The 22730-nt window shown below is 65.4% G+C and carries 25 protein-coding genes; 5 read left to right on the top strand and 20 right to left on the bottom strand.

The features are described from left to right. Positions 1-140: 140 nt before the first annotated feature. The 15 genes from J6595_RS21380 to phnK all read right to left on the bottom strand — a co-directional run bounded on the left by J6595_RS21380 (position 141) and on the right by phnK (position 14211). Positions 141-893, bottom strand: a complete 753-nt coding sequence (locus J6595_RS21380; protein WP_209597574.1) for a hypothetical protein — start codon at positions 891-893, stop codon at positions 141-143. Between the two features lie 225 nt (positions 894-1118). Further along, positions 1119-2243: a DUF1513 domain-containing protein gene (locus J6595_RS21375; RefSeq protein ID WP_245199011.1), complete on the bottom strand. Its 1125-nt coding sequence runs from the start codon at positions 2241-2243 to the stop codon at positions 1119-1121. Between the two features lie 65 nt (positions 2244-2308). Beyond that, positions 2309-3439: an imelysin family protein gene (locus tag J6595_RS21370; protein ID WP_209597572.1), complete on the bottom strand. Its 1131-nt coding sequence runs from the start codon at positions 3437-3439 to the stop codon at positions 2309-2311. Positions 3440-3480: 41 nt separating this feature from the next. After that, the gene (locus J6595_RS21365; protein WP_209597570.1) at positions 3481-5010 is read right to left on the bottom strand and encodes a di-heme oxidoreductase family protein; all 1530 of its coding nucleotides are present in this window, start codon (positions 5008-5010) and stop codon (positions 3481-3483) included. A gap of 94 nt (positions 5011-5104) precedes the next feature. After that, positions 5105-6388 (bottom strand): imelysin family protein, encoded by a 1284-nt coding sequence (locus tag J6595_RS21360; protein ID WP_209597568.1) that lies wholly within the window; start codon positions 6386-6388, stop codon positions 5105-5107. A gap of 174 nt (positions 6389-6562) precedes the next feature. Further along, positions 6563-6850 carry a BrnA antitoxin family protein gene (locus tag J6595_RS21355; protein WP_209597566.1) on the bottom strand — a complete coding sequence of 96 codons (288 nt, stop codon included), beginning with the start codon at positions 6848-6850 and terminating at the stop codon, positions 6563-6565. Continuing rightward, positions 6847-7128: a BrnT family toxin gene (locus J6595_RS21350; RefSeq protein ID WP_209597564.1), complete on the bottom strand. Its 282-nt coding sequence runs from the start codon at positions 7126-7128 to the stop codon at positions 6847-6849. The genes J6595_RS21355 and J6595_RS21350 overlap by 4 nt, the downstream gene beginning before the upstream one ends. Positions 7129-7301: 173 nt before the next feature. Then, positions 7302-7886 (bottom strand): phosphonate metabolism protein/1,5-bisphosphokinase (PRPP-forming) PhnN, encoded by a 585-nt coding sequence (phnN, locus tag J6595_RS21345; RefSeq protein ID WP_209597562.1) that lies wholly within the window; start codon positions 7884-7886, stop codon positions 7302-7304. Further along, positions 7876-9015: an alpha-D-ribose 1-methylphosphonate 5-triphosphate diphosphatase gene (locus J6595_RS21340; RefSeq protein ID WP_209597561.1), complete on the bottom strand. Its 1140-nt coding sequence runs from the start codon at positions 9013-9015 to the stop codon at positions 7876-7878. The genes phnN and J6595_RS21340 overlap by 11 nt, the downstream gene beginning before the upstream one ends. A gap of 60 nt (positions 9016-9075) precedes the next feature. After that, positions 9076-9921 carry a phosphonate ABC transporter, permease protein PhnE gene (gene phnE, locus J6595_RS21335; protein WP_209597559.1) on the bottom strand — a complete coding sequence of 282 codons (846 nt, stop codon included), beginning with the start codon at positions 9919-9921 and terminating at the stop codon, positions 9076-9078. A 112-nt stretch (positions 9922-10033) separates the two neighbouring features. Next, positions 10034-11044: a phosphonate ABC transporter substrate-binding protein gene (gene phnD, locus J6595_RS21330; RefSeq protein ID WP_209597557.1), complete on the bottom strand. Its 1011-nt coding sequence runs from the start codon at positions 11042-11044 to the stop codon at positions 10034-10036. Positions 11045-11097: 53 nt separating this feature from the next. Then, complete coding sequence (phnC, locus tag J6595_RS21325; protein ID WP_209597555.1) at positions 11098-11970, bottom strand: phosphonate ABC transporter ATP-binding protein; 873 nt, start codon at positions 11968-11970, stop codon at positions 11098-11100. A gap of 121 nt (positions 11971-12091) precedes the next feature. Beyond that, positions 12092-12706: a DapH/DapD/GlmU-related protein gene (locus J6595_RS21320; RefSeq protein ID WP_209597553.1), complete on the bottom strand. Its 615-nt coding sequence runs from the start codon at positions 12704-12706 to the stop codon at positions 12092-12094. Continuing rightward, positions 12706-13431, bottom strand: coding sequence for a phosphonate C-P lyase system protein PhnL (phnL, locus tag J6595_RS21315; RefSeq protein WP_209597551.1), 726 nt, complete (start codon positions 13429-13431; stop codon positions 12706-12708). The genes J6595_RS21320 and phnL overlap by 1 nt, the downstream gene beginning before the upstream one ends. Positions 13432-13434: 3 nt before the next feature. Further along, positions 13435-14211 carry a phosphonate C-P lyase system protein PhnK gene (gene phnK, locus J6595_RS21310; RefSeq protein ID WP_209597549.1) on the bottom strand — a complete coding sequence of 259 codons (777 nt, stop codon included), beginning with the start codon at positions 14209-14211 and terminating at the stop codon, positions 13435-13437. 251 nt (positions 14212-14462) lie between these two features. On the opposite strand from phnK, the gene J6595_RS21305 reads away from it, so the two are divergent. Next, positions 14463-14858, top strand: coding sequence for an endonuclease domain-containing protein (locus tag J6595_RS21305; protein WP_209597547.1), 396 nt, complete (start codon positions 14463-14465; stop codon positions 14856-14858). A gap of 173 nt (positions 14859-15031) precedes the next feature. On the opposite strand, the gene J6595_RS21300 is transcribed toward J6595_RS21305, so the two are convergent. Further along, on the bottom strand, positions 15032-15910 hold the full coding sequence (locus J6595_RS21300) for an alpha-D-ribose 1-methylphosphonate 5-phosphate C-P-lyase PhnJ (RefSeq protein WP_280891639.1): 879 nt from the start codon (positions 15908-15910) through the stop codon (positions 15032-15034). Positions 15911-15966: 56 nt separating this feature from the next. Here J6595_RS21300 and J6595_RS21295 point away from each other — a divergent pair, with 56 nt between their 5' ends. Further along, on the top strand, positions 15967-16137 hold the full coding sequence (locus J6595_RS21295; protein WP_209597545.1) for a hypothetical protein: 171 nt from the start codon (positions 15967-15969) through the stop codon (positions 16135-16137). A 14-nt stretch (positions 16138-16151) separates the two neighbouring features. On the opposite strand, the gene J6595_RS21290 is transcribed toward J6595_RS21295, so the two are convergent. The 3 genes from J6595_RS21290 to phnG are packed head-to-tail and all read right to left on the bottom strand — an operon-like array spanning position 16152 to position 18371. Then, positions 16152-17291 carry a carbon-phosphorus lyase complex subunit gene (locus J6595_RS21290; RefSeq protein ID WP_209597543.1) on the bottom strand — a complete coding sequence of 380 codons (1140 nt, stop codon included), beginning with the start codon at positions 17289-17291 and terminating at the stop codon, positions 16152-16154. 1 nt (position 17292) lies between these two features. Beyond that, complete coding sequence (phnH, locus tag J6595_RS21285; protein ID WP_209597541.1) at positions 17293-17895, bottom strand: phosphonate C-P lyase system protein PhnH; 603 nt, start codon at positions 17893-17895, stop codon at positions 17293-17295. Beyond that, positions 17895-18371: a phosphonate C-P lyase system protein PhnG gene (phnG, locus tag J6595_RS21280; protein WP_209597539.1), complete on the bottom strand. Its 477-nt coding sequence runs from the start codon at positions 18369-18371 to the stop codon at positions 17895-17897. Before phnG ends, phnH begins: the two co-directional genes overlap by 1 nt. A 206-nt stretch (positions 18372-18577) precedes the next feature. On the opposite strand from phnG, the gene phnF reads away from it, so the two are divergent. Further along, positions 18578-19315 (top strand): phosphonate metabolism transcriptional regulator PhnF, encoded by a 738-nt coding sequence (gene phnF, locus J6595_RS21275; RefSeq protein ID WP_209597537.1) that lies wholly within the window; start codon positions 18578-18580, stop codon positions 19313-19315. A 22-nt stretch (positions 19316-19337) separates the two neighbouring features. On the opposite strand, the gene J6595_RS21270 is transcribed toward phnF, so the two are convergent. Continuing rightward, a complete protein-coding gene (locus J6595_RS21270) occupies positions 19338-20249 on the bottom strand; it encodes a CehA/McbA family metallohydrolase (RefSeq protein ID WP_209597536.1) in 912 nt (303 codons plus the stop codon). 185 nt (positions 20250-20434) lie between these two features. Between J6595_RS21270 and J6595_RS21265 the strand changes: the two genes are divergently transcribed. Both J6595_RS21265 and J6595_RS21260 read left to right on the top strand, forming a co-directional pair. Further along, positions 20435-21583 (top strand): extracellular solute-binding protein, encoded by a 1149-nt coding sequence (locus tag J6595_RS21265; protein ID WP_209597534.1) that lies wholly within the window; start codon positions 20435-20437, stop codon positions 21581-21583. 185 nt (positions 21584-21768) lie between these two features. Further along, positions 21769-22698: a lysophospholipid acyltransferase family protein gene (locus J6595_RS21260; RefSeq protein ID WP_209597532.1), complete on the top strand. Its 930-nt coding sequence runs from the start codon at positions 21769-21771 to the stop codon at positions 22696-22698. The last annotated feature ends 32 nt before the right edge of the window (positions 22699-22730 follow it).

The raw sequence follows: 22730 nt of genomic DNA, 5'->3' as shown, positions 1-22730 counted from the left end.
GGCGAGGGCAGGGTCGGGTGCCTCACGCTTCGCCAGAGTACCGAGCCCGTGCTTGCCCACCTTTATGCCCTTCTGGGCGGCAGGGCCAATGATCGCCCATGCCGCCGAGACTATCGCGAAACCGGCAGCGGAAGACGGTCTCACTTCAGCGAGGACACGTCCCTGTCGTCGCTCATGCGATAGCCTCTGGAGAGCCGGATGATCTTGGCGCCGCCCGAATAGATGGTTTCGATCCCGGAGGAGGGCATCGGCCGGCGGTCGAGACGCTCGTTCTCGACATGGATGATCTTGGGGGCCGACGAAAAGCGCCGATAATCCAAGGTCTCCGCCGGGCCGTTGCTCGACACGTGCCGCACCGAGCCGCGATTTCCCGGCTCGTAGCCGACATCCGAGGTGATGACGGCGAAGGATCCGTGGCTGCTCAGATTGACCGGTTTGACCACGACATGGCGCCAGTGGCCTTCGATGTTCTTCCCGCGCAAGACCGTCACGCCACCGCCGGGCGCGTCTTCGAAGACTGGCCGGATCGAGCCGCCGTCTTCAAGAAACTCTTCTCGCTCCTGCGTCGAATAGATGTCGGGAGCGGTGCCGAGATTGTCCTCGCGGGCCTCTTCGAGGATGTCGTCGCCGTTCAGCCGGTCGATACCGCTGACGCCGTCGAGCTGGCCGCCTGCCGGATCGCTTTCGCCTCTGTCCCCGCGCTGACGGTCGACGGAGGCGGGGATGCGGATGGAGCCGCCGTCACGCAGATAGCGCTGGCCGCTGCCTTGAGGGTCGTTCTGGGCGATCTCGTATGTCGTATCGCCGGCCGCTGCCTCTATGACATCGAAGGGCAGGGCCACAGCGGAGGCGGCGAGAATGGTGGTGACGGCGAAGAGGCTGTAGCGTCTCATGCGTGTCTCCCTGACGGTAAGGACTTGTTAACCTATCAGGGATGCAGCAGGTTTCATGCCAGCCGAAATTGCACCGAAATGGGACGAATCCGGCACTTTTGCACCGGTTTGGCACGGCTGTTAACGTTTCGGTAACGATTTGGGACGGGGCGCACTCAGGGCCTCCCTGCGTTCCTGCGCATGCAGACAGGACGCTGCCAGGCTCTCAATCGGAGCCAAAGCTCATCACAGCGCCAGAATGTGATTGTCCCATTCGAGATCGGCCAGTGTCGGCGCGTCGTCCTCTTCGAGACGCAGCACCGCTCCCTTGCCGCTGGTTGCGAGGAAGTCCGGTCCGTCGGGCGCAAGGCCGCAGCCGTCCTTCAATGCGAACCGCTTGAGGACATTGCCGGTCTTCGCCTCGATGATCATCAGCGTTCCGCCGACCGGCGAGGAGACGGCGATCCGCTCCCCATCCCGGCTTGCCGCGACCGAGCCGATATAGTTGGAAAGTGAGGCAAGCTCGGCCGGGCGGAATTCGCTCAGGGTCAAAGGCTCCCCCGCTCTGGCATAGCCGACGAGCGGCGGCGTATCGGAGGCGGCGCCCTGATACTGGCCGCCGAACCAGACGCGGTTTTGCGCATCGATCGCGATATGATGGAGCGACAGCTTGTGGAGAGCTTTCGGCAGAAGCTGCTTGTCGATCAGATCGCCGGTCTTTCTGTCGAGAAAGACGATCGACGGCTCCATGGTCGGGATGTTGAGCATCTGCCGGCCATAGTCGGGATGGGTCTCGATGCCGCCATTGGCGATCACGATGGTCTCGCCATCGGGCATCAGAAGCGCTTCATGCGTGTCCATGCCGTGCGCGTCGAACTCGCCGATGCGGGTATAGCCGGCCTCGACGTCGTAGACTGCGACAAGTCCCCGTGCGGCGTCGAAGTCGTGCTCGGTCGCATACATCAGCCTCCCGTCGGGCGAGAAGAAGCCGTGGCCGAAATAGTGCCGTCCCTCCGGCGACGTCAGCGTCCTGATCGTTTCGCCCGAAACCGGATCGAAGACGATGGCGAAGGTGCGCGGGCGGCGGGCGAAGACGACGGCGCGGCCGGAACGGGGATCGAAGGCGACGTCGTGGCCGCGATCGGGCAAGGCGAGCGACGAGACCAGCTCGCCGCGATCGGTGAAGACGGCGCAGCCGAAGCGCCCGTCGGGGCGCAGGCATGACGCGCCGAACAGCGCATCGGCCCGGTCGAAAGCCGCCGCGGCGCGCGGCGACAGGCCGGCGGCGAAGGCGGCTCCCGCACCGAGCATGAAGCTGCGGCGGTCGATGGCCCCGCTTTTGACCATCGTGTTCTTGTCGAAGAGGCGCAAGCGCTTGGCTCCCTCGGTTGCGATCGCCCGGTGCCGGCTGTAGCGCACCGCGTCCAGTGTAGGGCTCAGTCGCCGTCCAGCGCGGAGAAGCCGGACGAAAGCCCGAGCAGCGGCGAAAGCTGGTTGGCGAACTGGGTCTGGAGACTGTCGACGACGATCTGGAGATAGGTGAGGCTCTGCCGGTCCTCGGTGGAGGTGACGACTTTGGTGAGCGGCGGCGATATCTTCTGGAAGGTGAGTTCGGCATTTTCGAACTCGAACTGGATGGAATCCTTCAGATAGGCATGCGCTTCGGGCAGGAGCGAGGCGACGTTCGACGCGGTGAAGAGGTCCTTCAGTCCGTTAAAGTCCGCCCGCAGCGCGACGAGGGCGAGGTTGGCGCGGTAAAACAGCAAGAGCTTCGGTTTGGCGCTCTTTTCGCTTTCACCCATGGCTGGTTTCAGCCGCAGGTCCCGGATGGCCTCGAAGCCGGTGATGAAGATTCCGACGATCTCCTTCAGGGAATCGTCGGCGCTGCGATAGGCCGGGTCGGTGGCCTTGGGGTCGGTCATCCGTTCGGCGATGCCGCCGATGTCCTTCGCCCAGCCATTCTGGATCGCGGTCGCGAGGCTGAGAACGTTGCCGGCAATGGCCTGGCCGTAGCGGCAGCGAAAATTGCCGTCCTTGGTCTTCAGGCTGTCGGCACCCTTTCCATAGAGCACGTATTCCAGCGCCCCGAGGCCCTGAACGGCGACCGACTTGGCCGCGAGATCCTTGGGCAGCGTGGCGCTCTCGTCCTTGCCCGAGATGATCGCCTGGACCTGCTTGAGCCCAATGCCGCGACGATCGGGGAAGAACAGGATGCGCGAGCCGCGATTGTCTTCCATCACCGGTCCGAACTGGACGAACTCGACATGCGACCAGGCATTGACGAGCTGGCCGAAGGCCTCGCGCGCGTCCTCGAGATTCTCACCCGCAGGTAGCCGGCAGAGGTCGTCCATCGCGCCGCTGGCCTCTTCCGCCGCGTCGACGACATTGGCGTAGCCGGGGCGGATGTAGCCGTCGATGGCGTTCCACACGACATCGAGCTTCTGCTCGCGGGTCGCGCTGGTCACGTCGGGCTGGGAGGCTTCCTGAGCCGCGGCCGGACCCGTCAGCGCCGGCAACAAAAGCAGGCCCGCCAGAAACGCACCGAAGATGGCGCGCCGGCCTGGCAAGTGTGCCGGATACGCCGCGCGCGTTGCAAAAGAAGTTCGGCTCATAGGGACTCCAGGAAACGGTGCAGCGCTTGGCGGTCGGCCTCGTCCATCGCGGCATAGGCGTCGCGGGAAGCTTTCGCCTCGCCGCCATGCCACAGGATCGCTTCGGACAGATTACGCGCTCGGCCGTCATGGAGAAACAGGGTGTGACCATTCACCGTCTGTGTGAGGCCGATGCCCCACAGCGGCTGGGTCCGCCATTCGCTGCCGGACGCGTCGCCCACCGGCCGGTGATCGGCAAGACCTTCGCCCATGTCGTGCAGGAGGAAATCCGAATAGGGCCAGATCAGCTGGAAGCGCTGGGCCTTGTCGGGGGCGTTTTTCGAGGTGACGAATTTTGGCGTGTGGCAGGAGGTGCAGCCGGCGTCATAAAAGAGCTTCTTGCCGCGCAGGACCTGCGGGTCGCCCACATCGCGCCGGGCCGGAACGGCGAGATTCTGCGAATAGAAGGTGACGAGAGGCAGGATCGGGTCCGGCGCCTCGACGTCCCCGAGCCGCTTTTGCACGCCCGATGGCGCGTCGCGGCAGATCGTCTGGGCGATCGAGCATTCCCCGAAGGCATCGGTGACGAGCGGGGTCGAGATGCCGATGTCGCCGGAAAAGGCATCGGCGCTCTGCACCTTGATCGAGGGCGTCGTCGCCTTCCAGCCGAAGCGGCCGAGGACGAGCTTGCCGGTCTCGGGATCGCGCGCCATCGAGGCCCTGCCGGAAATGCCGTCGCCGTTGGCGTCGTTCGGATCGGCATTGGCGAGGATGTCGGCGGGCTCGATCTGTTCGACGAGGCCGAGGCCGATCATCGGCGGCGCGACCCGCGGCGAGAGCATCACGTCGGCTTCCATCGGGCCGTAGCCGAGATCGGCCACCGAATAGGTCGGGTGGCGCAGGCTGACGACCGTTCCGTCGCCGAGCGTGACGGGCTCTTCGCGGTAGGTGACGACCAGGCGGCCTTCCGGCTTCAGCCCGCCGACGGCGAAATTCTGCAACTGGCCGCCATAGGTCGGCTCGGGAATGCGGGCGAGCTCGTGGCGCGCGAGCTTTTCGCGGTCCTCGGCGGTCTTCGGCGGCACCGAAAGGCGCAGGAACATCGAGACCGCCGGCTCGCCGTTTTCCGGCGGATGGCCGCGCCCGTCCTTCAGATGACAGGACTGGCAGGAGCGCGAGTTGAACAGCGGCCCGAGCCCGTCGGAGGCTTCGGTGGAGGAGGGCGACGAGACCCAAAGCTTGCGGAAGAGAGCGTTGCCGAGCTTGAAACGATCCTCGCCCTCGAAGGTCTGGTTGGCCGAGACCTGGGAGAAGGAATCGCGATTGACCATCTTGGTCGTGGTCGCCCCGCCGGCCTGCATCGCCTCGAATTTCTCCGGCTTGGAAAAATCCGTCGTCGGCTTGGTGACGGCTCGCACCCGGGCGAGATCGATCTTCGAAACATCGTGCCGGACGGGTCGGTCGAGGCCGAGAGCGGCAGATATGGGGATCGTCGCCGGCAGAAGGATCATGCCCGCGAGAAGCGTCACTTGCGTGGCGAAACGCATTGTTTGCGTCTCCATCCGATATCAACGGCGAAAAGGGCCGCCCCGGCGGCCCTTCGCAACTTCGTTTTCGAACCGATGCCCGTTCGACGGCGCCTTACTGGAAGACCGCCTCGGTATTGTCCAGCGAATCCGAGCCTTCGATCGAGACACCGCCGAGATCGAGGGCCGCGACGGCCCGCTCGATCGCCCGCGTCTGGGTGATCAGGGCGTCGATGCCGGCCTGGACGCGGGCATTGCCCTCGTCATTGCCCTCGGCGATCTGCTGGTCGTAGGCCTCGCCATTCTCGGCGGCCGTGGCGATCGCCCCGAACTTCGCAACGCTGTCGTCGAGGTCGGTGCGGATTTCCTCGTCGATCTTCGGCGCCTTGGCGGCGACGAGATCGGCGATCGCCGGGCCTTCGACCATCGAGCCGTCCACCCGTTCGTACTGGCCGGTATAGACGTTGCGGATGCCGAGAACGTCGTTGAGATGCGACACGTGGGTGTTGTCGGAGAAGCAGTCATGCTCCTCCTCAGGATCGTGCAGGAGCAGGCCGAGCTTCATCCGCTCGCCGGCGAGTTCGCCATAGGAGAGCGAGCCCATGCCGGTCAGGATCGCCGAAAGGCCCTTCTGAGGATCGTCGAGCAGCGCCTTGCGCGCCGCGCCATCGTCTTGCCAGTTTCCGACCATTTCCTGCAGATCGGAGACGAGAAGATCGGTCGCGGCGTCAAGATATTCGCCGCGGCGGTCGCAATGGCCGCCGGTGCACTCATCGCCCTTGGCATAGTCGGTGTAGGGGCGCTCGCCGGCGCCGGGGCCGGTGCCGTGCAGATCCTGGCCCCAGAGCAGGAACTCGATGGCGTGGTAGCCCGTGGCGACATTCGCCTCGATGCCGCCGGCCTCCTGGAGCTTGTCCTGGAGGAGCTCCGGCGTGATCTTGGAAACGTCGACGGTCTCGCCGTTGACGGTGATCGACTGGTTGGCGATGACATTCGCGGTGTAAAGCGAGTTCTGGTCGGATTCCGAACCGTAGCTCTGGTCGACATAGTCGATCAGGCCCTCGTCGAGCGGCCAGGCGTTCACCCGGCCTTCCCAGTCGTCGACGATCGGGTTGCCGAAGCGGAAGGCCTCGGTCTGCTGATAGGAGGGCCGCGAGTCCCGCCAGGCCTGCCGGGCGGCCTTCAGCGTTTCCTCGCTGGGATTGGCGATCAGCGCGTCGGTGGCCTCGTTCAGCGCCTTGGCCTTGGTCAAAGCGTCGGAATAGCCGGCCAGCGCGATGTCGGCATAGTTTTTGAGGACGGTTTCGGCGGAAGGGGTTTCGGCTCTTGCGGTCTGGCCTGCGGCCAGCGCCGCTGCGGCGGCGATTGCGAAGGTGGCGGAGCGGGCGAGAATTTTCATGGCGACGGATCTCCTCCCGGGCGCGGGGCAGCGTCCAGTGATCGATGGTGCGGGAATGGGCACGGCGGATACGACAAATCTTGGCTAAGGCGGTCAACTTTCCCTGTCAACCGCCGCGGCGAAGATTGGAATCGATCAAAGAGCTGTCTGGAATGATTCAAAGGTTAGAAGAGTTTACGTCTCGGACTGTCGTCCTGCGACGAATGCCTTCAACACTGCATTGATCCGTGTCTGCCAGCCCCGGCCCTGCCCTTTGAAATAGGCGAGGACTTCCGGATCGAGGCGGATGGTAACCGGGCGCTTGTTCTCGGGCGAGGGTGGCGCGGGTATGCCCGTTTCCAGCCGGGCATGGGCGAACCAGTCCGCCGGAATGTCCTGCAGATCGGCATCGGCCGTTTCCTGCCGCGCAAGTTCGGCGTCGTCATCGATGCGCTCGAAGTCCGTTTTGCCGCGCCTGGTCATAAGTGCCTCCCGATCTCTGTAAGGAATTGGCGCTCTTCGCGCTTCCACGCCCGTCGCGCCGTGATCAGCCAGAGGACATCGCCTCGCCACATCCACACGACCGCGAAAATGCGACCGTTGATCTCGCCAACTGAGACGACCCGATCTTCGCCGGCCCTTTGCGAGGGGTAGGAGAAACGAGGGCGCCCATCAAAAAGCACCGTCATGTCCTCGAGGTCGATCTGACGATCTTCAATCAGCCAGCGACGCTTGCCATCATCCCAATCAAACGTTGGCATTGTCGCTCGTACATACATTGTACTTACATGATAAGAAAATCAAGATGACACCCCCGTGGCCAATGACGGCCGGGGGAAGAGCGTGCAAGGTTGAGGCCATGCAAGCAAGTGGTGTCACCAATCTCCCGAGAGGGCCCTTGGCGTTCCGCTGCTGCGGCGTCTCGGCAGGACCGCTAAGACCTGCACGTCTCCAGGAAGTCGATGAACCGCGCCACTCCCAGTTCCAGCGCGCCGGAATTGTCGATCTCCGCCACTCGCCAGACCGTGCGCGGCACGTCGAGCGGCGCTTCGCGCCGGGCGCGCTCCAGGGCGGCTGTGCGGTCCTCGCGACCACGCTTGACGATCCGCTCGACGAGCAGCGCCTCGGCGACGACGACATGGGCGATCGCAAGGCGCGGAAACACCGCTGCTGCGTCGCCGATCTTGCGGCGGGAGATGTTGGCGATCACCGTCTGCCCGCGCGCGACGCGTTCGAGGAGGGTCGTGTCGAGGCCGTAGCCGAGGCCGTGGGCACGCCAGGAAAGGGCGAAGGCGTCGGCGCCGCAGCGCCGCGTGAATTCGGCTTCGTCGATCTCTGCATGATCCTCAGAGTCCGGATCCGAGCGGCGAGTGACGAAGCGCCGCGCGAAATGAAAGCCGCCATCGCGCGAAAAATGCTGCGCCGCGAGGCCGATCAGCGTGTCCTTGCCGGCACCGCTCGGGCCGACGACGGCGACGAAGGCGCCGAGGCCCTGAAGCGCTTCTCGTTCAGGCGACACGGCGTCCGGCCCGGTAGACGCTGGCGACGAGGGGCGGGCGCCCGGGCTTGTCCGCACCGATGCGCACGAGATCAGCGCGCTTTCCAACGGCGATCTCGCCGCGGTCTGAAAGCCCCGCCGCCTTTGCCGGATTGGCGCTGACGAGGCGGATAGCGGCGGGCAGATCGAGCGTGCTGTTCCCGGCGAGAAGAAACGCCGCCTGCAGCATCGAGAAGGGGATGTAGTCGGAGGACAGAATGTCGAGATGGCCGGCGGAAAGTAGGTCGTGGGCGGCGACGTTGCCGGAATGGGAGCCGCCGCGCACGATGTTCGGCGCGCCCATCAACACGCCGAGGCCGGCACCGTGGGAGGCCTCGGCCGCCTCCGATGTCGTTGGGAACTCGGCGATCTTTGTGCCGAGGGCGAGCGCCTCGTCGACATGGGCGAGGGTCGCGTCGTCATGGGAGGCGAGGGCGATGCCGCGCTCGTGGGCGGCGGCGGAAATCGCCTGCCGGGATCGGCTGCTATTGGCGTTCGACTCGGCGATGCGGCGCTCGGTGAAGCGCTCGAACTCCTCGTCGGAGAGCGCCTTCTTCTTCTGGTAATAGGTGCGGTAGGTTTCGAGGCTGACGAACTGGCGCTGGCCGGGGGCATGGTCCATCAGCGAGGCCAGCCGCACCCGCGGGTTCCTCGACAGCCGCTCGAAGCCCTCGACGGCATCAGGTGCGGAGACCTCGCAGCGAAGATGGATGAAATGCTCCGCCCGGGTGAGATCCGTCTCGGCGGCTTCCGCAATGACGTCGGACAGCTGTTCCATCGTATCGACGGTCAGCGTCGCGTCCTCGTCGGTGCCGACGCGGATCGCGTCGAAGACGGTTGTGATGCCGGAGGTTGCGATCTGGGCGTCATGGGCCTGGAGCGCGGCGAACATGTTCCAGAAGACCTTCGGCCGGGGCATGAAGTGCGTTTCAATATGGTCGGTGTGAAGCTCGACCAGGCCGGGGATGAGCGTGTCGCCGCCCATGTCCTCGCCGCTCGCATGGCCTGAGCCGATCTCGGCGATCAGGCCGTCGCGCAGGACGACATGGCCCTCGATCGTCTCGTCCGGCAGGACGATGCGGGCGTTGCTGAGGATTGTTTCGGACGGCATAGGAAGACTTTCGGAATGCTGGACAAGAGGGCGGATGCCGGCTTTGCGGGGCGCCGACCCTCAGGTCACGAACTTGCGCAGCTGCTGAGACAGGAGGTCGGTGAGAACGACCGTCGCGACGATGATGATCAGGATCGCCGACGACTGCGGATAATAGAAGCCGCGTACCGATTCGAACAGCACCTGGCCGATGCCGCCGGCGCCGATGACGCCGAGGATGGTCGCCGTGCGCACGTTGGTTTCGAGCCGGTAGAGCGTATAGGAGACCCAGAGCGGCAGCACCTGCGGGATGACGCCGAAGACCACTTCCTGGATCCGCGTCGCGCCCGTCGAGCGGATGCCCTCGACCGGGCGCGGATCAATGGATTCGACGGCTTCGGAGAAGAGCTTGGCCATGATGCCGGTGTTATGGACGAACAGCGCCATCACGCCGGCAAACGGGCCGAGCCCGACGGCGACGACGAAGAGCACCGCCCAGACCACCTCGTGGATCGCCCGGAAGAAGTCCATCAGCCGGCGGCAGGGATGCAGCACCCACCAGGGCACCATGTTGTGGGCGCACAGGATGCCGAAGGGGATCGAGACGATCAGCGACAAGAAGGTGCCCCAGAGCGCGATCTCGACGGTGACGATCATCTCGTGGACGTAATAGGCCCCGTCGGTGAAATCCGGACGCAGGAAGCCAGAGGCGTATTCCACCATATTGGCGGAATCGGTGAAGAGGAAGGTCCACTGGCCCATCTCCGCCGGGCCCCAGCTGATCGCGAGCGCCGCGATCAGGCCTGCGAGGATCACGAAGTTCCATAGCGTGCGGGACCAGTCGCGACCGGCGTTGATGCCGGCAAGCTGCGCTCTGGTGGCGGCGTCCGGGGCGGCATGCGCCAGGGTTTCGCTCGTCGTGCTCATGTCTGGTCAGCCCTGTCAGGAAGCGTCGCGTCGAAACGGCCGGTCACCTCGTCGGAGACCGGCCGCCGTGTCGGGTCGGCCGGCATCGGAGCCGGCCGGAATGTGGGAAAGCTCAGGCGCCGGACTTCTTGTCGTTGGCCTCGATCTTCTTCTCGTATTCGGCCTTCTGAGCCTCGAGCTTCTCGATCTCGGCGGCCTTGGCGGAAGCGTCCATCTTGTCGTCGGCCTTCAGCTGGCCGATCTTCTTCGACACTTCCATCACCCGGATCGGCAGGAGCTGGTCGTCGCTCGACTTCCTGAACGGCGCCCATTCGAGGCCGGCGAGCACCTTCTTCTCCTCGGCGACGTCACCCTTCGACTGGTCGGTGCCGTAGGTCAGGATGAAGTTTTCGATCTTCTTGGTGGTGGCGTCGTCGACCTTCTTGGATATGACCAGCGGGTCGGACGGGATCAGCGTCGACTTCCACAGGATCCGGATCTTCTTGAAGGCTTCGGGATGGTTCTTCTCGATCAGCGCGAGATTCTCGGTGTTGTTGGTCGCCGCGTCGACCTGGCCCATGGCGACGGCCATGGCGTTGGTCTCGTGATTGGCGTTGGTCACCGTCTTGAAGCATTCCTTCGGATCGATGCCGTTCTTGGCGAAGACGAAGGTCATCGGCACGAGATAGCCGGAGGTCGAGTTCGGATCGCCGAGACCGAAATTCAGCGTCTTGTCGCACTTCAGGAGATCGTCGAGCGTCTGAAGCTTGGAAGAGGCGGGGACGAGGATCAGCGACCAGTAGCCGGGGTTGCCGGAGACATCGACGGTCTGGGCGAAGATCTGGCCGTCGGCGCGATCGACGGCTTCCATCGCCGACTTGTTGCCGAACCAGGCCACCTGCACCTTGCCGAAGCGCATGCCCTCGATGACGCCGGCATAATCGGAGGCAAAGAACGGCTTCACGTCGAGGCCGGTCTGCTCTTCCATGTCCTTCAGGAACGGCTCCCACTTCGGGCGCAGGTTCTGCTGGCTCTCGGTGGAGATGATGCCGAAATTGATTGTCTTGCCGTCCTCGGCATGGGCGATGCCGGTGAAGGACACGGCGAGCGTCGCCGCCGCAATGAGTTTCGCGATGAGCTTCATGGGGTCGTGGTTTCCCTGTTGGTGGTTTCGTCGATCGTCGAAGCCGGCCGCGGTCAGGCGGGCTCGAACGTCTTGGTCTTCTCGTCGACATGTCGGCCGGCGTGAGCATCGGCCTTTGTCGCGGGATCGGCGGCGGCAGGCCGGACCGGCAGCTTCTGCGGCAGGACCAGCTCCTCGGAGGCCGCGCCATAGAGCTCGGTCAGAAAGCTGTCGGAAAGAGCATCGGATGGACCGTCATAGACGACCTTTCCGTCCCTCAACGCGACGGTGCGGTCGCAATAGACGCGGGCGTATTCGACCTGATGGAGCGAGACGAGCACCGTCATTCCCTCGGTCCGGTTGATGTCGGCGAGGACATCCATGACCCGCCGTGCCGATGCCGGATCGAGCGAGGCGATCGGCTCGTCGGCGAGCAGGATCTCCGAGCGCTGCATCAACGTTCTTGCGATCGCCGCGCGCTGCTGCTGGCCGCCGGAAAGCGTCGAGGCCCGCTGCCAGGCGACTTCCGGAATGCCGACCCGGCCGAGCGCTTCGATGGCGGCGCGTTTCTCGGCCTTGCTGAAGACGCCGAACGTGCCGCGCCACGCGGATATGCGACCAAGTATGCCGACGAGCACATTGGTGATCACCGGCAGCCGCGCGACGAGATTGAACTGCTGGAAGATCACGCCGATCCGGCCCCGCAGCGCCCGCATGTCGGCGCCGTAGCGGCCGTCCTTTTGCTGGATATCGCCGAGAATCCTGACGAGCGAGCCGCCATCGCCGCGTTCCAGACCGGCGATATGGCGCATCAGGGTCGACTTGCCGGATCCAGAAGCGCCGATCAGCGCCACCATTTCTCCTTTGGCGATCGCGAGATCGATCCCGGACAACGCCTGTTTCCTGCCGAACCGCTTGGAGAGATTTTCGACTGCGATCGCCGTCATGGCAGAGCTCCCGATCGACGCAATGTCGTTTTCTGGTGAGAGCTTTACGGGGGCTCCATGTGACTGGGATGACGTTCAGATGATGCTTCGATGACGATGAAAACCATATGGGAAGAGGGGCTCAGGGTTCGTACCGATCGAGGAACTGCTCCGCATCGAGCGTGCGGAAATCAGCGAGCGCGGCGTGGAGTGCGGAGTGTGGCCAGTCCCACCAGGCGAGCCTCTCCATGCGCTCGGCAACCGTTTCGGAAAACCGCCGGCGGATGAGCCTGGCGGGGACGCCGCCGACGATCGTATAGGGGGCGACGTCCCTGGAAACCACCGCCCCGGCGCCGACCACGGCGCCATTGCCGATGGTGACGCCCGGCAGGATCGTGGCGCCGTGGCCGATCCAGACGTCATGGCCGATCTTCACCGCGTTCGAGCGCCGCCACTCGAAGAACTCGGCCTCGTTTTCCTCGCCGTCGAAATAGTCCCCGGCCCGGTAGGTGAAGTGATGCAGCGTCGCGCGCCAGGTCGGGTGGTTGGTGGCATTGATCCGGGTGGCGGCGGCGATGTTGACGAACTTGCCGATGTCGCTCGCCCAGATGCCGCAATCGCGGGTGACGTAGGAATAATCGCCGAGCCGCGTCTCGGAGATGTTGCAGCGCTCGGCGATCTCCGTGTAGCGGCCGATGTGACAATCCTCGACCCGGGCGGTCGGATGGATGAGCGGGGTTTCGGAGAGCTTTGCCATCAGGCTGCCTTTCGGGCGGAGAAGCCGGAAACGTCGACGATGCGCGTCGCGATCCGGCCGCGCACCTCCTCGTCGTGGAAGATGCCGAGGATTGCGACACCCGTGTCTCGCTTGGCGTCGATCAGGTCGCAGACGACGTCGCGATTGGCGGCGTCGAGGGAGGCCGTCGGCTCGTCGAGGAGGAGGATCGGATGGTCGGTGAGAAAGCCGCGGGCAATGTTCACCCGCTGCTTTTCGCCGCCCGAAAAGGTGGCCGGCGGCAGGTCGTAAAGGGCGGCGGGCAGGTTCAGCCGTTCGAGGAGTTCGCCTGCGCGCCGGCGCGCATCCAAGGTCGCAACGCCGCGGGCGAGAAGCGGCTCGGCGACGACATCGAGCGTCGAAACGCGGGGGATCGCCCTCAGAAACTGGCTGACATAACCGATGACGTTGCAGCGCAGAGCCAGCGTCTCGCGCGGCGTCGCGGCGGCGATGTCGATGAATTCGCCGTCGTCCTCGCCCCGCATCAGGATGCGTCCGCGCTCGATGCCGTAATTGCCGACGATCATCCGCAGGATCGAGGACTTGCCGACGCCGGACGGCCCGCCGAGAACGACGACCTCGCCGGCTGCGAGCGAGAATTCCACGCCGCTCACCACCGGCAGATGAATGCCGCCGCGCAGATGGTTGGTGAAGCTCTTGGCAACGTCCTGAAGGACGAGCCGTGTCTTTTGGGAAACGTCAGCCATGGCTCAGACCTCCAGGATCGAGGCGACGAGAAGCTGGGTGTAGGCGTGCTGCGGATCGTCGAGCACCCGGTCGGTCAGGCCGCTTTCGATGACGTGGCCGCCCTTCATCACCATGATGCGGTGCGACAGAAGGCGCGCGACCGCGAGATCATGGGTGACGACGATCGCCGACAGCCCCATTTCGCCGACGAGGCCGCGCAACAGATCGAGCAGCCGCGCCTGAACCGAGACGTCGAGCCCGCCGGTCGGCTCGTCCATGAAGACGAGGCGCGGGGCGGTGACGAGATTGCGGGCGATCTGAAGCCGCTGGCGCATGCCGCCGGAAAAGGCCGTCGGCCGGTCGTCGATGCGCGCGCCGGGGATCTCGACGCGGCCGAGCCAGTCTTCGGCGGTGCCGCGGATGCGGCCGTAATGCCGCTCGCCGACCGCCATCATCCGCTCGCCGATATTGGCGCCGGCCGAAACCCGCATGCGCAGGCCGTCGGCCGGGTTCTGATGGACGAAACCCCAGTCGGTGCGCATCAGGAACCGCCGCTCGGCCTCCGTGAGCGTCGCCAGATCGCGCATCTCGCCATCGCGCATCCGATAGGAGACCGCGCCGCTTGATGCCGGCATCCGGCAGGAGAGGCAGTTGAGCAGCGTCGTCTTGCCGGAACCGCTCTCGCCGACGATGGCGAGGATCTCGCCGGGATAGAGATCGAAGGAGACGTCCTCGCAGCCGACATGATTGCCGTAATGACGAGTGAGGGCATGTGCGGTTAGGAGGGGGAGGTCGGTCATGGGGTGAGCCTTTGATAGGAGGCCAATCTGCTTTCGCCGCGCGGCGCGCCCCCCTCTGTCCTGCCGGACATCTCCCCCACCAGGGGGGAGATCGGCAGCTTTGGCGGCTGCGCTTCCTTCGTTGACCAGCTGGCACGGGGGCCCGAACGCGTTCGATCTCCACCCTTGTGGGGGAGATGCCGGCAGGCAGAGGGGGGTAGGAACGTGGGCAGAGACACGCCAGGATAGCGGGTCTTGGAAAAGGTCGTCACGTGCCCCATGCTCCCGTTCCGCCAAAAAACCGCGACAACGCCCGGTCGATGCGCAAGGCGATGACCGAGGCGGAACTGAAGTTCTGGAACGCCGCGCGGGCGCATCGGCTGATGGGGCTCGGCTTTCGCCGGCAGGTGCCCATTGCCGGCTACATCGTCGACTTTGTCTGTCCGGTGCACCGGCTGATCGTCGAGATCGACGGATCGCAGCACGGAGACGACAGAGCGCAAGTAAGCGACGCGGTTCGAACGCGGCGTCTCGAAGCCGATGGCTGGACGGTGGTGCGGTTCTGGAACGACAATGTTCTGAAGGACATCGACGGCGTCTGCAGCCACATTCTGGCGGTGATCGAGGAGAGGTCGCCGGGGGCATTCTGTCGGACGCCGGGAGGCTAGCTGGAGCACCCCCCTCTGTCCTGCCGGACATCTCCCCCACACGGGGGGAGATCGGCGGGGGCTGTCGTTGCGAGTTCCTCCGGCGGCGTCATCGACGCTTTGATCTCCCCCCTTGTGGGGGAGATGCCGGCAGGCAGAAGGGGGTATCGCGGCCGCTACCTTCACCGAAACGCTCATGGCCGCGCCCCCGTGAAGGCTTCCGACCCCACATGCCCCGCGTCCCGTCGCTCCTCGCAGTGATCGGTATCCGAACAGGCGTAGAGCCGTCCGCCCCGGTCGTCTGTGACGATCTCGTCGAGATAAACCCCCGTTGCCCCGCACAGCCCGCAGGGTTGCGAGAATGTCTGGACCGCAAACGGATGGTCCTCGAAATCGAGGCTTTCCACCCGCGTATAAGGCGGGATGGCGTAGATCCGCTGTTCGCGGCCGGCGCCGAAGAGTTGCAGCGCGGGACAGTCGTCCATCTTCGGATTGTCGAATTTCGGGATCGGCGAGGGGTCCATGACGTAGCGCCCTTCGACCTTGACCGGATAGGCGTAGGTGGTGGCGATGTGGCCGTGTTGAGCGATGTCCTCATAGAGCTTGACGTGCATCAGCCCGTATTCTTCCAGCGCATGCATGATCCGCGTCTCGGTCTCGCGCGGCTCTAAAAACCGTAAAGGCTCGGGTATCGGCACCTGATAGACCAGCGTCTGGCCCTCGGTGAGCGGGACCTCCGGGATGCGGTGGCGGGTCTGGATGATCGTCGCCTCGGCCGTCTTCGTCGTCACCGCGACATTCGCCACCCTGGCGAAGAAGGCACGGATCGAGACGGCGTTGGTGGTGTCGTCGGAGCCCTGGTCGATGACTTTGAGAACATCGTCCGGCCCGAGGATCGCCGCCGTCACCTGCACGCCGCCGGTGCCCCAGCCATAGGGCATCGGCATCTCACGGGAGGCGAACGGCACCTGATAGCCGGGAATGGCGACGGCCTTGAGGATCGCCCGGCGGATCATCCGCTTGGTCTGTTCGTCGAGATAGGCGAAGTTGTAGGCGGGAAGCGCCATGGTCATCGGAGCGAAACTCCAGAGTGGTTGAGCGTCGGCGCCAACAGGGAAAGGGCGAGGCAATGAACTGGATGGCGCTCGGCGAGCTTTTCGCGGTTCTCGTCGGTCTCTTGGCCGGCTGGTATTTCCTGGTTTACCGCGATCCCGTCACGGGCAAGCATGGTCGCGGCATCACCGGCCGTCCGCGTGAGCCTGACGATGCGACCAGACGCGAGGATCCCAAGGAGAATTGAGCCGGAGCGGCGGGTCATTCCGCGGCGTCCCTCCGGCTAGGGTCGGAGGGGGATCGCCCGTCCCGGTGCGGCGGTTCGTCTTCTGTAACTGGTGCGTCCACCTTGCGCATCGTCCTCAAAAGATCGAGCTCGGCCTGGAAATCCACGTAATGCGGCAGTTTCAGATGTTCGACGAAGCCGGTCGCCTGGACGTTGTCTGAATGGGCGAGGACGAATTCCTCGTCCTGCGCCGGTGAGCGGCGCTCCTCGTCGAATTCGTCGGCGCGAAGCGCCCGGTCGACGAGGCTCATGGCCATCGCCTTGCGTTCCAGCTGGCCAAATACCAGGCCGTATCCGCGGGTGAACTGCGGCGGCTCCGACTTCGAGCCGGTGAATTGCGAGACCATCTGGCATTCGGTGACGCGGACCCGGCCGATCACCACCGGAAAGCCGAATTCCGGCAGATCCACCTCGACCTCCACCTCGCCGATGCGGATTTCGCCGACGAAGGGATGGGTGCGGCCATAGCCGCGCTGGGTGGAATAGCCGAGGCCGAGGAGAAAGCCCTCGTCGCCGCGGGCCAGCGCCTGGAGCCTCAGATCGCGGGAGGCGGGGAAGGCGAGCGGCGAGCGGGTGAGGTCGGCCGGCTCGCGGCCGTCGTCCTCGCCGTCGCCCTCGATCAGACCGTCATCGCCCAGAATGTCGGTGACGCGCGGCGATGGTCCGCTGTCCGCCGGCTCCCGGCTCGCCGGCGCTTCGACCGGGCCGTCCTCGGCCATGTCGGGCTCGATCAGCCGGTGCGTGTAGTCGAAGGTCGGACCGAGCAGCTGGCCGCCGGGCAAGTCCTTGTAGGTCGCCGAAATCCGCCGCTCGATCTGCATCTTGCCGGTATCGATCGGGCGGGATGCGGCGAAGCGGGGCAGGGTGGTGCGATAGGCGCGGATGAGGAAGATCGCCTCGATCAGGTCGCCGCGCGACTGGCGCACGGCCATCGCGGCAAGTTCCGGGTCGTAGAGCGAGCCCTCGGCCATCACCCGGTCGACGGCGAGCGCCAGCTGGCCGGCGATCTGTTCCAGCGTCAGTGCCGGGAGGGAGCGCTCGCCCCGCCGCCGGTCGGCGAGCAGCCGGTGGGCGTTGGCGATGGCGGCCTCGCCGCCTTTCACCGCGACATACATCTTACGCCTCCTCGACGATGGTGGAGCGCGGCAGGCCGATGATCCGGGTCTTGCAGGTGAGGATCAGATCGAGCCCGCAAGGGCTGAGGGCGCGGTTCGCCCGCCTTGCGACGGCAAACTCCCTGCCAAGTCCGCCGACCTGCATGAGCGTGCTGCCGGAGATGCCTGGTCCCGTGAGACGAAAGCCCGGCCCGTCTTCGAGTGACGCGACTTCGAGGATCAGGGTCGCCGAGCGGTCCGGAAACGCCAGGGTGCCGAGGGAAAAACGTTCGAGCGACGCCTTGTCGAAGCGCCGCACCACGGCAAACCGTGCGTTTGCGGGATCTGCCAGCCGCGCGCTCGTCTGAAAGCCGAGCCAGGCCGCGAGAGCATCGTCGGCCTCTTCGACGAAAACCGGCGTATCGGCATCGGCGAGAGCGCAGAGGACGGCGCCTGCGGCTGGAGACAGCGGCTGTGGGGGCGTTGTCCTTGTCCCGGGATCGACGATCGTGCCGGGGCGCGACATCGCCTCGAGGATCGCGGCGAAGACCGCCTGGGCATCGAAAACCGGATCGGCGAAGCCGCCCTCGACGGCGCGGCGGGAAATTTCGGCGGTCCCGGTCATCAATCCTCTCCGCGCATCAGGGTGAAGAAATCGACCCTGGTGGCCTCGGTCTCGGCGCGGCGTTGACCATCCTGTTCGGCCATTGCCGCCTCGACGACCGCCACGACCTGCGTTTCGATCGACTGGCGCTCGGTCTCGATCTGCCAGAGGGCATCGAAGGCGGCGGCAAATTTCGCCCGCTCGAGGTCGCGGCCGAGAACCATGGCGTGGCCGACGCTGTCGCCACCGATGCGCACGCTCGCCCGGGTGACGCTCGCCTCGCCGAGGTTGAACGGCGCGCCGCCGCCGCCGGCCCGCCCGCGAACCATGACGAGGCCGGTTTCGGGGCCTCGCAGAGGAGCGATCTCCCGGTCTCCGCAGAGCCGTTTCCATGCGTCCTCAAGAAACCGGGCATCCGCTTGCGCGAAAACCGATACAGCGCGACGGCGGGCAGTGGCTTCGCCGTTTCTCGGAATGGGCGTTTCGGGATCTGTCATCATGGATCTGGCTGTGATGCTCGAACGCTCGGGCGGGCGTTCGGTCCCCGCTTTATTTGTTTATTTGTATAGACAACTACTGTATATCTCTCTAGCATGTCGGGTGTGACGGGTAAATGACGGTGGCCTGAAAAGCCGACGGTCGGTGTGTGCCCGCGCGCGGGCGCCGAGGCACCCGAGTGGCAGCGGCAAGGGATGGAATGCGCGTGACGGCAGACGACAAAGCAGGCATTGCCCGCTGGCGGCAGATCGCCGACAGCCTTCGCCTCGACATCGCCGAGGGCCGGCTGGCCGGGCGGTTGCCGGGCGAGACGCAATTTGCCGAGCGCTTCGGCGTCAATCGCCATACGGTGCGCCGGGCCCTCGCGACGCTGAGCGAAGAAGGCCTCCTGACGGCGACCCGCGGCCGCGGGACTTTCGCGGCGCCGCGGCCCAGCCGGATCGTCTATCCTGTCGGCTCGCAAAGCCGGTTCTCGGAAAATATCGGCGCGGCCTCGCGCGAGCCGGGCGGAACGATGATCGCATCGGCCCGCGAGATGGCTTCGGCAGAGCTTGCCGAGGCGTTCGGCTGCCGGGCGAATGCAACCGTGATCCGGCTGGAGCTTCTGCGCGTCGCCGATGGCGCGCCGCTGATCGTCTCGACGATCTGGTTCGAGGAGGCCCGTCTGGCGGGCATCATTCCCGCCTATGCGGAGGCGGGGTCGCTGACCGGGGCGTTGACGAAACTGGGCTTTTCCGGCCAGCGCCGGCTTTGGACGAAGGTCGCGGCGATCCCCGCCGATCCAAGAGACGCCGAGCACCTGCATTGTGCCTTGTCGACGCCGTTGATCGCCACCACCAGCCTCACCGTGACGGCGGCGGGCGAGCCGCTGCAATATGCCCGCTCGCGCTTTCTCGGCAGCCGGGTCGAGCTGGTCTTCGATCACACCGGCGAGCCGGTGTGACGCTGGCGCGCCCTACGGGCTTTCAGTCCGGAAAGATCGGGTTCGACCAGGCGATACGCCCCTCGGCGTCGCAAACCACGACGCGGCACCAGTCGCCCGAAAAGCGCTCGAGCGGGAGCTCGGCGGTGGTCAGCGCTCCCTCCGGGGCATAGGCGGTCTCCGCCCGGCTGCCCCGGCCGACGATCGAGATCATCCGAACCGCCGAGCTCTGTACCACCAGCCTCTCTGCAACCGCCTCGATCGCCATGAGTTCGGGGCCCTGGCTCGAATAGTAGATCCCGGCCTTCATGGCCGCGAGCAGCGCGTCCGGATCGTTCGCCTCGGCCTTGACCATCATCCAGCCGCCGCCGGCATCGGGAATTTTCAGATGCGCGTCGTCGGTGGCGTAGCCGGTCAGGTGCCGGTGACCCTCGTTCAGGAGCTGGTCGAATAGCGCGGTGCCGTCGCCGCGTGCGGTCTCCAGCGCGCAGCCGGTGTTCCAGATTTCCACGGCGTGGGCGATACCCGCCAGAGCCCGGCCGTCCTCGATGGTCAGGGACGACCATTGGGGATGGGCAATGCCGACAAAGGCGCCGGCCTGTCTGGCTCGGGCGGCCAGGCTCTCCATGCGCTCGCCGTCCTGAGGTGGCTCGAAATCCACCGGCAGTCCGCAGGCAAGAACGTGCCAGATCTCGCCCTGGCTGTTCTGCGGCGCATGGATCTCGGCGCCGATCAGCGTCGTGAAGCCACTGCCGCGAAGGGCCGTCGTGTCGGTGATCGGGAAGTCGAAGCGCTCGAGAAAGTGGTCCGACAGGCAGAGGAAATCATAGCCCATCTCCCGGTAGAGCCCGCAGACCTCGCCCGGGGCGCGCGCGCCATCGGACCGGTTCGAATGGGTATGAATGTTGCCGCGATGAAATCGCCCGTCGGCCGAAAAGGCCTCGCGCCCGTCCATGTCGTCTCGTCTCCGGTGGTGGATGGATGCGCGATCCTGCCGCCGGTTCGATGACGGGGCGATGACGCCGGGATGACGCGCGCACCGGTGCCGTCATCACTCTGTCATCGCGCTGATAACGAAGCGTCATCTGCCCGGTCTAAAAGGCTGCGTTAAATCTTCCCCTTTCCCGGATGGATCGTTTTATGACCCTCGCCAAGCCGATCTCCCGCCGCTCGTTGCTCAAGGGTGGCGCCGCTACCGCCGCTTTCCTCGCCGCGCCCGCCGTTCTGACGCGCCCCGGTTTCGGTCAGAGTTCCGGCACCGTCAACGTCTTCGTCTGGGGCGACTACGTTCAGCAGAACATGATCGACAAGTTCCAGAAGGACACCGGCATCAAGCTGAACGTGTCGACCTACGGCTCCAACGACGAGGCGACGCAGAAGCTGAAGGCGTCCGGCGGCAAGGGCTTCGACATCATCTTCCCGTCGATCACCAATGTCGCGAATTATCAGGACGGCGACACCTTCCTCTTGCAGCCCATCGACGAGAAGAAGGCGAATGTCGACAAGGTCATCCCGTCGATGTACCGCGATTCGATCCAGCTCGGCGCGGTTCAGAACGGCAAGCGCGTCGCCATCCCGTTCAACTGGGGCACCGAGGCGGTGACCTTCGATTCGTCGGTCTTCGACGGCGTCGACGACGCGGACGTTTCATACGGCATGCTGTGGGACCCGAAAGCCAAGGGCAAGGCGGCCTTCCGGCAGAAGTCGGTGCTGATCGGCACCGGCCTTTACCTCGACGCCAAGGGTGAAATCCAGTCGAACCGCATGCTCGACGTCTACAAGAGCGAAGCGGACATGCGCCGGGTGTTCGACAAGGTGGCGAGCTACATCGTCGACCACAAGGAGAATTTCGGCGCCTTCTGGAACAACGCCACCGAGGCGCTCAACGCCTTCCAGCAGTCGGGCTGCGTTGCCGGCCAGACCTGGGACTCGACCGGCCTCCTGCTCAACCGCGACAAGCCGGAGCTGAAATATCGCATGCCCAAGGAAGGCGGCATGACCTGGATGGATTCGATGGCGATCCCGTCCGGCGCGGAAAATATCGAACAGGCCTATGCCTTCATCAACGCCATGCTGGACCCCGAGATGGCCGGCCTGATGAGCGCCAATACCGGTTACAATTCCTGCGTCGACGGCGGCGCGAAATATGCCGGCGAGACCTACGCCAAGCAGTTCGGCGAGGTCTACAACGCCGAGAACCTTGCCAATCTGTGGTGGTGGCAGCCCGATACGCCGTTCTTTGCCTCCGGTCAGCAGGAATATGTCGACCGCATCACCAACGCGTCCTGATCAACCCGTGGCTGGCTCGGTCGTTCGAGCGCCCTCGACGCGTCGCTGAAAGGCGCGGGGGCGAGGGAGAGAGGCGCGGGCCGCCAGGGGATGAACGACTGCGGCGTGCGAGCCCGACGGGTCTCGTGCGCCGCCATTCAATCCAGGGTGCCGAGACGGCCCCATGGTCCAGAAGGTCACGGGAATTGGACGACCAGACACCGTTCGACGACAGCTTCGTGGAAAGATCGCCGCAATCGGGCGTGCGCCTGTCCTACGCGGCGACCATCGATCACCGCCTCATGCGCCGGCTCTGCCTCGGCCTCGAGGCGATGACAGGGCAGCGGCGCCTCGAACGGCTCTATCAGGACTATCTGGACGATCCGGCCCGGGGCGATTTCTTCGCCGAGGCGATCTCGCGGATGAACATCCGCCTCGCCGCCCGCGGCATGGCGCGGATCCCGCGCGAGGGGCCGCTCGCGGTCGTTGCCAACCATCCTTACGGGGCGATGGACGGGATCGCGCTCGGCTGCCTGCTCGGCCGGGTTCGCGGCGACGTCAAGATCATCGCCCATTCGGCGCTGGCGCGGGTTCCCGAACTCGCCGAAAAGCTGTTCGCGATCGATTTCTCCGGCACCAGAGAGGCCGAGCGTGGCAACATCAGGGCCCGCGCCGAGGCGCTGGCGCATCTCAAGGGTGGTGGCTGCCTGATGGTGTTTCCGGCCGGCGCTGTCATGACGACGCCGCATCCCCTGGCACGACGCGCCGTCGAACTCGCCTGGGGGCCGCTGTCGGCGCGGCTGATCATGCGTTCGGGCGCCACCGTTTTGCCGGTCCACATGCCGGGCCAGAACTCCCTGCCGTTTCAGATCGCCAGCCACCTGTCGCAATCGCTTCGCTATGCTTTGCTATTCCACGAAGCAGCGCTCATGATCGACGGGCGGATCGCGCTGAATATCGGCCGGCCGGTCGAGCCGGCGGTGATTGCCGGTTTTTCCGATGCCGTGGCGCTGACGCAGTGGCTGCGCTGGCAGGTGTTTTCGCTCGGAACGACCAGCGTCCCCGAGGAGCCGGACATCTTCGCCGGCATGTTCGAGGACGAGACCTCCGAAACCGACGCCATGCAGGCGATCTGACGGGCCGGAAGGATGATTCAAGGTCGGGCACG

It is taken from the genome of Jiella mangrovi, from assembly GCF_017815135.1.
In the GTDB taxonomy this organism is placed as follows: domain Bacteria; phylum Pseudomonadota; class Alphaproteobacteria; order Rhizobiales; family Rhizobiaceae; genus Jiella; species Jiella mangrovi.
The sequence above is the reverse complement of the archived record's forward strand: the minus strand, read 5'-3'. Positions and strand labels throughout refer to the sequence as shown.